Raw genomic sequence first — 10,094 nt, 5'->3', positions numbered from 1 at the left:
CATATAGAGTTAGGTCGATCGGGAACTTATCGATAAACGAGTCGTGGAGAGCGATCGCGCCTAAAAGGTGGGGCTTTTGGACGTTTTTCCGATCGGCACTCTACCGAATTCGGTTTTGAAATTTGGCATTGGGCGATCGCATCTTTTCGAAAAAATGCGATCGCGCCAACGGTTCACCCCTAATAGTCGCCTCGGGCATTTTCGCCTCCGACTTTCGTTATCTTGTTCCCTATTTTAGAGTGGATTCTTCAGGAGTGGCGTTTTCAGACACCTCCACATCCTGAGTGACCCGCTCCATTTTGGCACCAAGTTGCTGCATTTTTGCCGTCAGGTTTTCGTAGCCGCGATCGAGATGTTTCAAGTCTTTGATGGTCGTCATGCCATCAGCCGCTAATCCCGCCAAAACTAGGGCTGCCGAGGCTCGTAAATCCGTCGCTAGGACGGGAGCACCGGAAAGCTTCGGCACGCCCCGGACGATGGCGATATTGCCCTTGACGCGAATATCGGCTCCCATGCGCTGTAATTCGGCAACGTGGCGCAGGCGGTTTTCAAACACCGTTTCGGAAATGGTGCTGCTGCCCTCGCTAACGGTGAGCAATGCCATAAACTGCGCTTGCATATCCGTCGGGAAACCCGGATAGGGGAGGGTTTCAATATCGGCAGCCCGGTTTTGTCCCGGCACGATCCGCAGACAATCGGGGGCTTCGACGATCGTTTGGGAGCCGATTTCCCGCAATTTGGCGATCGCCGCACTTAGATGATCGGGAACCACCGGAGATAGGGTTAACTCCGAGTGGGTAATTGCCCCTGCCACCATAAACGTTCCCGCTTCGATGCGATCGGGAATAATCGAGTAATCGGTACCGTGCAAGCTAGGAACGCCCGAAATGACGATGGTTTTGGTTCCAGCACCCTGAATCCGAGCGCCCATCGACCGGCAGAAGTTGGCCAAATCCACCACTTCCGGCTCTTGAGCGGCATTTTCAATGTAGGTTTCTCCATCGGCGAGGGTGGCGGCCATCATTAGGGTTTCGGTTGCCCCTACGCTGGGATAGTCGAGATGGATTTTTGCCCCCTTAAGCCGAGAATTGCGTCCGGGAACTTCCGCATGAACCACACCACCTTCGATGCGCACGTCAGCACCCATCGCCTGCAAACCGCGAACGTGCAGTTCCACCGGTCGAGCGCCGATGGCACATCCCCCCGGAAGCGGTACGCGGGCCGAACCGAGTCGGGCCAGAAGAGGGCCGATGGCGAAAAAGCTCGCCCGTAACTGGCTCACCAATTCGTAAGGTGCTTGGGAGTGACCGATATGCTCGGCATTGAGATCGAGGATATTCCCTTGGCGATCGAGCTTCACCCCGAGAGCGGTCAAAATCTGAGCCATACGCTCGACATCGACAAGAGCCGGAACGTTGCGCAAGCGACAGTCTTGAGGACAGAGCAAAACCCCTGCCATCACCACCAAAGCTGCATTCTTCGCCCCACTGATTTTGACGTGTCCTTTCAAGGACGAACCACCCCAAAGCCGAAGCACGGCGTTATCGCCTTGGGGGGTAGCAGATGTTTGGATTCGATCGAGAGAGAGTGTAATGGGTCTGCCCTCCAAAATTAATTTTTGTTTACACTTGAATTTGGCTCTGATTCTACCGGAAACTTGGCAATTGACTCAATTAATTCCCGATTTTGAAGGACAAAGTGCAACGCGATCGACCTGAATTTGTCGTTAATTCTCAATAACGCTGCGGTGCAAATTTTTCCGAAGTCTTGAATTTACGTTGTTCTAGCCACCCGATTTGTGAAGCAATGAGTTAAACGATCGAGAATTTCAAGGGTTTGAGAATTTAAGTGACACATCCGGTCGTAGCGCAAGTTGTACCTGACCACTGTCCGGCTTAAAAAGCGACCGCCACTAGCCGATGGAACTTGACGTGTCAAACCCACCCAGTTCACACTTGACCAGTACCCGAAAAGACCATTAGCGCAGTTTCCTGGATCTCGATCGCACGTATGTCCACGTCATCCGCTTCTGCCGTCCGATTGCAACTGCTGGCAGTATCGGTACGATTCATTCCCTCCATTCAGATGGACTTCGTCTTTTTGCCCCCTATCCTCCCGAAATTTACTGATTTTAAAGGAATAAGATCTTAGACCTAAAAATTGTCGATCGCCATTGACTATCATGCCGACCTCAACATTCTTTTCGAGAGCATTCATTCTGCGAATGCCCATCGGTTTTCTCGGATTCCTTGCACTTCTGTTGGTTCCCCGATCGCTGCACGCTCAGTTGCCCCAACTCGGCGATCGCCGACCCGATACACTTGTAGATGGCGCTGAGACGATCGATCCCCTTGCTGCCGCGTATCTTCTCGGGGCGGGAGATACGATCGCCTTAGAAATTTTTAACGTTCCCGAATACAGCCGCGAATATGCCGTTCTCCTCGACGGTACGCTGAATCTACCCCTCATCGGTCGGGTCTCCGTTGCCGGGTTGAGCCTCACCGAAGCCGAAGCCCAAATCCTGCATCAGTATACGCCCGTACTGACTCGTCCGATTATTCAAGTACGCCTGGCGGGTGTCCGTCCTCTAGAAATCGGCGTTGCTGGGGAAGTGACCCATCCCGGTGCGTACCAGCTTCTCCCCACCACCGATGGCGCGGGTATCGAGTTACCCACTGTCACCCAGGCCTTGCAAATGGCGGCAGGGACGACACCGGCAGCAGCTTTGGCCAATGTGGAGGTGCGCCGCCCCAGCCAAGCCGGACGAGAGGAAACGATCGCTGTCGATTTGTCGGCATTTTTTCGATCGGGAGACTTGCGCCAAGATATCCCGTTGCAAGATGGCGATACCATTTTCGTTCCCGCAGCGACGGAAATCAACACTATTGCCACCCGGCAAGAGTCGATGGCAAATTTTGCTGCCGATCGCTCTCGACCCGTTACAGTCGCCGTTGTCGGCGCGGTGAATCGTCCCGGAACCCATACTCTGAATACTGAAGTGACTTCCTCTGGCACGCCGACAGGGGAAGCCTCCCTTACCCAAGCCCTAAAAACGGCCGGTGGCATCACTGCCCTGGCCGATATTCGCCACATCGAAGTTCGCCGCCAACCCCTGACAGGGGAACAACAGCAACTCACCGTCGATTTGTGGGCGCTGTTGCAAACGGGGGATTTATCTCAGGATGTTCTGTTGCAAACCGGCGATACCATTTTCGTCCCCCAAGCCGAAGCCGTCGTCGAGGGGGAAGCGCAAGAAGTAGCATCGGCAACGTTTTCCCCGGATACTATTCGCGTCAACGTGGTGGGTTCGGCGGTATCGCTGGGGTCGATCGAAGTTTCCCCCAACGCTTCGATCGAAGATGCCTTTTTTGCAGCAGGGGGTTTTGACGATCGCGAGGCGCAAACGGGTTCGGTGGAGTTAATTCGCCTCAATCCCAACGGGACGCTGTTTCATCAGAAAGTAGAGATCGATCTAGAGGAGGGATTTGTCGATGGGTTGGTGCTTCAAGAAGGAGATACCCTCGTGGTACGACGCGATCGCTCGTTTACCGAAAGCCTTGGTTCTGTTGTCGCCCCCTTATTTCCAGCCTTAAGCGTTTTCGATCTGCTCGACAACATTTTTTAGGCACTTTTTAGGCACTGCTGGCATTCGATTTTCAACCCCATATGACGACTGAATTTCATCTGGGCGATCGCGCACTTTCGGTCAATACGACGAGTCTAATATAACCCCGACTCGATGAAGTAGAGATTAGCACGCCGCTGCCGCGCTCGATTAATAGACGTGGAAGGAATTTACAACGGTTTGGAGTCGGTCTTTTGTTTTCTGCCAACGTTTTTCCGTCGTCGAGATATTGAAGGTAAAGAGTTGACCTCGGCTAATAGAAACACTGGCAAGATTGTGCCGTTCTCGATCGGCAAGCTGAACGCTGTATTCTAGGGTGTAGTACGTCTTGTCTTTATAGTCGTATTGCTCGGCGCTGACGAGTTCTGCCGTGCGGTTGGAATTCGGAGGGGCGATCGCATTTTTCGAGAGGGCATATCCGACTTCCGTGGGCGTTCCTAGGTCGGCGAGAGTTTTGCCAGTTTCCTCGGGGACGGGGCTGATAATCACGCTCACATTTTCGGTGCGCTCGATCAAATCGCGGAAGGCTACATCGGGCTTAATATTAGTGGTATCGATCGCCACCCAGCCATTGGGATAGAGAAATTCGTAGCCGTCGTAGCTATCTACAAAGCTTTTGAGTCCGCTGGTGGGTAGGTTGGCACAACTCGTTAGCGTAACCGTCACCAGCACCAGGAGTAGCGCCGCAATTTTTTTGAGCATGATTTCGATGGGTTCGTCCATTAAATATATTACCCCGCCCAGGGATCGGGGGAAGCCCGAAGCCAGACTTGGTGGTATGGTTCAATTCCACTTTCTCTATTTCCAACGGGCAAATCGATCGATGTTTTTTAAGTAAAATTACCGATTTTTATATAAATTTTTGGTAAATAGCTCCGTAATTGGCAACACAGAGCCGATCGAGACTGAGAAATTAACAATACTATCTGTCATTTTCTCGGAGCTTCTACCCATGGATCCCATTGCCGAAAATCCGATTGCCCAACCCGTTCGTCCCTCCAAACTCTCCGTCGGCTTAGAAGATATCGCCCAAATTCCCGATAGCGGTAGTGGTAACAACCCCTCTGCCCGCTTGAACTTACTCGCCGACCCCGGTGACGGTAGCGGGCGGCTGTTCGTCAACGATACCCGAGGTCAACTCCACCTCATTGCCGATGGGACTGTCAGTGAATATATGGATCTTGCGGTCTTGGTGGGCAGTGATTTTCGCAGTGCCACGGGTCAGCAGGGTTTTACTTACTTTGCTTTTCACCCCGAATTTGCCACCAACGGCATCTTTTACACCGTTCACAGCGAAAACAAAGGAACTGCCGTTCCCGATTTTCCCGTCACCGAACCTATCATCGATCGCAACGGTAATGTCATCGCCAGTTCCCACCACAGCGTCGTCCGGGAGTGGACTGCCAGCGATCCCTCAGCCAACAGCTTTTCCGGGACGTTTCGCGAAATTTTGCGGGTGGAGCAACCCTACCGCGACCACAACATGGGGCAATTGGCTTTCAATCCCAATGCCGAACCCGGAGATGCCGACTACGGTCAGCTCTATCTGGCGGTTGCCGATGGCGGTAGCGATGGCTTTCCCGTCAGTAATACCGACCCCCTCGACAACGGACAGGATCTGAGTACCCCTCTAGGGGCGATTTTGCGCATCGATCCTTTGGGAAATAATAGTACCAACGGTCAGTACGGCATTCCCGCTGACAACCCCTTTGTGGGCGATGGCGACCCCAACACCCTCGGGGAAATTTGGGCCTACGGTCTGCGCAACCCCCACCGTATTAGTTGGGATACCGGCGGCGATGGCAAAATGCTGATTGCCGATATCGGTCAGGCATTTATCGAGGAAGTGAATCTGGGAATTGCCGGGGCAAATTACGGTTGGGGAGAACGGGAAGGAACTTTCGTCGTCGATGAAAATAACGAAGGTGTTGTTTTTGAATTACCCGAGAACGATGCGGATTTTGGCTTTACTTATCCCGTCGCGCAATACGATCGCGATCGCCCCGTCGATGCACCCAACGCTTTCGGATTTGCGATCGCGGGAGGGTTTGTCTACCGAGGGACGGCAATTCCCAAACTTGTCGGTCACTACATATTTGCCGACTTTGCCAATGACGGACGATTTTTCCACGTCCCCGTTGAAGATCTCGTTAACGGATCGCAAGCCGAGATTCAGGAGTTGAGACTTTACCAGGGGAATGAGGAACAGTCATTTTTAGAAGTGGTTGGCAATTCAGAGGTGGGTGGTCCAAATCGATCGGATGTCCGATTTGGGGTAGACGAAACGGGGGAAATTTATGTCACCTCCAAGCAAGATGGTAAAGTCCGCCGACTGGTGGCATCGCCGGAAACCTCTGGGGAAGATGTGCTGGTGGGAACGGATAACGATAACTTCATTCGAGGTTTGGGCGGAGCCGATCTCATTCTGGGAAACGCAGGAAATGATACCCTGTGGGGAAATGACGGTAATGATTTTTTGAATGGCGGGCCCGATCGCGATCTCCTCATCGGCGGGAAAGAAAACGATACTCTCAGTGGCGGTAGCGAAGATGACGATTTAAGGGGTAATGGCGGTGAAGATCGGCTCTTGGGGGGGATTGGTAACGATACCCTCAAAGGTCAACGAGGAGACGATCGACTTATTGGAGGTGGTGGTAGCGATCGCCTCAGCGGCAACCGAGGAAATGATGTTCTTCTGGGTGCAGACCCGAACGACCTCGCCCCTGGAATCGGTGAAATCGATACCCTTGTGGGTGGTCTCGATTTTGATACCTATCTCCTCGGCGATACCGCTTCAGCTTACTACGATGACGGTCTCGTCGCGACTCCCGGAATTAATGACTATGCTTTGATTCTCCAGTTACAACCGGGAGATATCATCGAACTTCATGGCGGGCGAAGCGATTACACGTTGGGAAATGCGCCCGTCGGACTGCCCGCCGGAACGGGAATTTTTCTTGCTGATGGCGAACTCATCGGTATCGTGCGCTCTAATATCGCGTTAGACCTCGATGGCAGTGTATTCCAATTTGTTTGAGATACAACTCTATTAGAGAAAGGTCAGGATTCAAGGCGGATTTTCCTCAATCCTCGTTTTTGCTATAGCGCTACGCAAGTCCGTTAGGACGCTTAGAAAAGCCCGACACCGATAGGAGGATACAGAGATCGTCGTGTTGTCATGCATTTGCGTAGTGCCATAATATTCCTTTGGCGATGTTACACCCCGATCGAGTTTCAGGTACGACAGTGACAAACTCAGCGATCGAAACTCATACGTTTCTAACTCCGTATTTTCTCGGAACAAAAAATAGAGGAGATAAAGCGAGTTCAAACCTGACTCAAATCGTCCTTTTTGACAAAGTCTTTTGCTTGTGTTAGCCACAAATATCTAATTTATTTTATCTCTAAGACCATCAATTAAATCCTCAAAAATACTGAAAGAATTCTGAGGATTTACTGAGGACAATAAAAAAATAAGAGAACAAAATAGTAGTAAGAGGAAATTGCGATCTTTAGCAATTTCTATATATTTTGTGGTGCAGACCTACGAAAAAACGAGAACAAACTGACATCTAGTCTAAAATTATTGACTGCTAAATCTTAGATTGCCAGAAAAAGACACAAAAGACAACACTCGACGAGCAATACAAAAATCGAACAGTTTGGGTTTTGAAAAGTAAGTTTAATTCGTTATAAAAGCTGCAACATTCTCAATGTTGTAAGGCAGCGTTTTTCCACAATCGTTGTGTCTTTAAGTTTCGAGATCCTTAATTCTTCCCCTGCACGTTCATGAACGAGAATAATACCGATCTGACCTTAAATCTAGATCCCGACACTCAACTTGTCACTGTTAACGATCCAACCCCTACAGTCTCCGTTCTCTGGGATCGTGCGGTGCAGCAGGCTGTCATCAATACATCCCCAGGTCCGACAATAGGCTCTCGTGCTTACAGCATGGTGCATACTGCCATTTACGATGCTTGGTCTGCCTACGAAGATATTCCCATCTCCACCCAGTTCGGCGACAGCTTGCAACGCCCCTTAGCTGAAAATACAGAAGTCAATAAAACCGCAGCGATGAGTTATTCAGCTTATCGCGTTCTCACAGACTTATTTCCCACCGAAACGGCAACCTTCGACGCGGTGATGGCTCAGTTGGGTCTCGATCCGGGCAATACGACTAGCGACACCACCACCCCTGCCGGAATTGGGAATGCCTCTGCAGCTGCATTGCTAGCATTTCGCCACAACGATGGCTCGAACCAACTCGGCACAGACGCCAACGGAGATGGTACTGCCTACTCGGATATCACCGGCTACCAACCCACCAACGCAACCGGGAATTCAAGCAATATCGAGCTGTGGACCCCAGAACTCGTTCCCATCAATGCCCAACCGGGTCAAGAAATTGGCACCCAAAGCTTCCTCACACCTCAATGGGGAGAAGTGACTCCCTTTGGTTTGGAATTCGGAGGTCAGTTCCGTCCCGTCGAACCGAAACCCTTTCTCTTAGTGGATGGCGAGGTCGATTTAGAGGCACGGACCATTACCCTCACGGATGGCTCGACAGTTAACATCAGCCGGGATATTGTCGGCACGATTATCAATCCCGAGTTTATCGAGCAAGCCGAAGAGGTCGTCGATTTCAGCGCGAACCTCACCGACGAACAAAAGTTAATTGCAGAATTTTGGGAAGATGGCGGGGGCACCTCATTTCCTCCCGGTACCTGGATGACTTTCGGGCAGTTTGTTTCCGCACGAGACGATCGCACCCTCGATGAAGATGCCAAAATGTTCTTCGCCTTGGGGAATGCAGCCTTCGATGCCGGAGTTGCCACCTGGGAAGCAAAAGTTGTCTACGATTACACTCGTCCCGTCCGCACCATTCGCGATCTGGGAGAACTCGGTCTGATTGGGGAATTTAACGAATCCCTCGGCGGTTACGCCATCGAGGCTTGGACTCCCAACAATGGTACTCAGACGATCCTGGCAACGGACTTTCTCACCTACCAAACCCCCGGTAGCGATCCCTCTCCGCCTTTTGCCGAATACACTTCCGGACATAGTGCCTTTAGCGCGGCGGCTGCCGAAGTGCTGCAGCTATTTTCCGGAAGCGATGAATTTGGCGCTTCTGTCACCTTCCAACCCGGAGAATCTCGCTTCGAGCCGGGTGTCACCCCCCAGCAAACCCTTACCTTAAAGTGGGATACGTTTACTGAAGCGGCCGATGAAGGGGGGATTTCTCGCCTCTACGGGGGCATCCACTTTGAAGATGGCGATGTGAACAGTCGCCGATTGGGACGACAAGTGGGTGGAAATACCTTCTTGAGCGCTCTCGATTACATTCAAGGCGACACATCCGAAATGTCTGCCTCACAGGCGGTTTTCAATTTCGAGCAATACGTCCGCTTTTTCGGAAATGAAGATCTGCTCGATCGAACCAGCGAGGAGATGGGACTGACATTTGACGAAAGTTACTATCTGGGTCTGTACGAAGATGTTCGAGCTGCCGTTGGCGAAGGCTTCTTTGAAAGCGGAATAGAACATTTTATCGAATTCGGTCAGTTCGAGGGTCGCAACCCCAGCGCCATATTTAACGAAGCCTATTACCTCGCCGGGAATTCGGATGTTGCTACGGCTGTGGAAGCCGGTCAATTTGTCAGCGGTTTGGAGCACTTTAATCTTTTCGGTACGTCTGAGGGTCGCGATCCCAGTCCGTTCTTTACAAATGCGGAAGCTTTCCTAGCAAGCCACCCCGATCTTCTCACCGGCGAAATGATGGATGTCGATTCCATGACTGAAGAACCGTTGAGTGAAGACGTACTCGAATTGGCAGAGGATATTCTCACCAACGGACAAAACTCATATTCCTGGCTGTACGACGAAGCCTTCTACCTACTTCACAATTCCGATGTGGCTGCGGCCGTTATCGAGGGTGCTTTCGAGGATGGATTCGAGCATTACATCGAGTTGGGGCAGTTTGAGGGTCGCAACCCCAGCGCCATATTCGATGAGAATGCTTATCTAAGCCAGAATTCCGATGTGGCTGAAGCTGTGGTTTCAGGTCAACTGCGTAGTGGCTTCGAGCACTTTATACTGGCGGGTCGCGCTGAGGGTCGCGCCATCGCGTTCTAAAGTTCCCGTCGATTGAGTAAAAGTAACATTCGAGTGCCCCAAAACAAAGGAGCACTCGAATTTTGCTGGCGGTGAAAACGTTGCGACTACACCGTCCGATCGATTGCTCTGTCTGACGGTACTTTTGCGGTCAACTGGCATTTCTGGGCAATTTTTGTCAGGATTAGATCCATGTAGTTTAAGCTAGCTACTACGATCTCTCACAATTGCTCTCTATCCAAGCACCGTGCCAAAACTTAATTTTGTCATTTCTTTTCTAAGCACCCTTGCCTTATTGGGAATTCCCCAGTCCGTTCGCTCACAGGCACTCGTGCCCCACACCCTGCAACTGGAC

The 10,094-nt window shown here is 51.4% G+C and carries 7 protein-coding genes; 4 read left to right on the top strand and 3 right to left on the bottom strand.

All coding sequences use genetic code 11. From position 1 onward, the window contains the following. Nucleotides 1–229: 229 nt before the first annotated feature. Nucleotides 230–1,594: a UDP-N-acetylglucosamine 1-carboxyvinyltransferase gene (gene murA, locus IQ235_RS09660; protein ID WP_264321267.1), complete on the bottom strand. Its 1,365-nt coding sequence runs from the start codon at nucleotides 1,592–1,594 to the stop codon at nucleotides 230–232. Between murA and IQ235_RS09655 the strand changes: the two genes are divergently transcribed. Continuing rightward, entirely contained in the window at nucleotides 1,593–1,718 is a 126-nt protein-coding gene (locus IQ235_RS09655; RefSeq protein WP_264321268.1) for a hypothetical protein, read from the top strand. The genes murA and IQ235_RS09655 overlap by 2 nt on opposite strands. A 55-nt stretch (nucleotides 1,719–1,773) precedes the next feature. On the opposite strand, the gene IQ235_RS09650 is transcribed toward IQ235_RS09655, so the two are convergent. Continuing rightward, on the bottom strand, nucleotides 1,774–1,938 hold the full coding sequence (locus tag IQ235_RS09650; protein WP_264321265.1) for a hypothetical protein: 165 nt from the start codon (nucleotides 1,936–1,938) through the stop codon (nucleotides 1,774–1,776). 244 nt (nucleotides 1,939–2,182) lie between these two features. Between IQ235_RS09650 and IQ235_RS09645 the strand changes: the two genes are divergently transcribed. Then, nucleotides 2,183–3,625, top strand: coding sequence for a polysaccharide biosynthesis/export family protein (locus IQ235_RS09645; protein WP_264321264.1), 1,443 nt, complete (start codon nucleotides 2,183–2,185; stop codon nucleotides 3,623–3,625). A gap of 150 nt (nucleotides 3,626–3,775) precedes the next feature. Here IQ235_RS09645 and psbP read toward each other — a convergent pair whose 3' ends face one another. Then, nucleotides 3,776–4,327, bottom strand: coding sequence for a photosystem II reaction center PsbP (gene psbP, locus IQ235_RS09640; RefSeq protein ID WP_264321266.1), 552 nt, complete (start codon nucleotides 4,325–4,327; stop codon nucleotides 3,776–3,778). 250 nt (nucleotides 4,328–4,577) lie between these two features. On the opposite strand from psbP, the gene IQ235_RS09635 reads away from it, so the two are divergent. After that, nucleotides 4,578–6,662 carry a PQQ-dependent sugar dehydrogenase gene (locus IQ235_RS09635; RefSeq protein WP_264321263.1) on the top strand — a complete coding sequence of 695 codons (2,085 nt, stop codon included), beginning with the start codon at nucleotides 4,578–4,580 and terminating at the stop codon, nucleotides 6,660–6,662. Between the two features lie 752 nt (nucleotides 6,663–7,414). Continuing rightward, nucleotides 7,415–9,760 carry a vanadium-dependent haloperoxidase gene (locus IQ235_RS09630; protein WP_264321262.1) on the top strand — a complete coding sequence of 782 codons (2,346 nt, stop codon included), beginning with the start codon at nucleotides 7,415–7,417 and terminating at the stop codon, nucleotides 9,758–9,760. Nucleotides 9,761–10,094: the final 334 nt, after the last annotated feature.

This window comes from Zarconia navalis LEGE 11467 (assembly GCF_015207075.1).
In the GTDB taxonomy this organism is placed as follows: Bacteria; Cyanobacteriota; Cyanobacteriia; order Cyanobacteriales; family Geitlerinemataceae; genus Zarconia; species Zarconia navalis.
The sequence above is the reverse complement of the archived record's forward strand: the minus strand, read 5'-3'. Positions and strand labels throughout refer to the sequence as shown.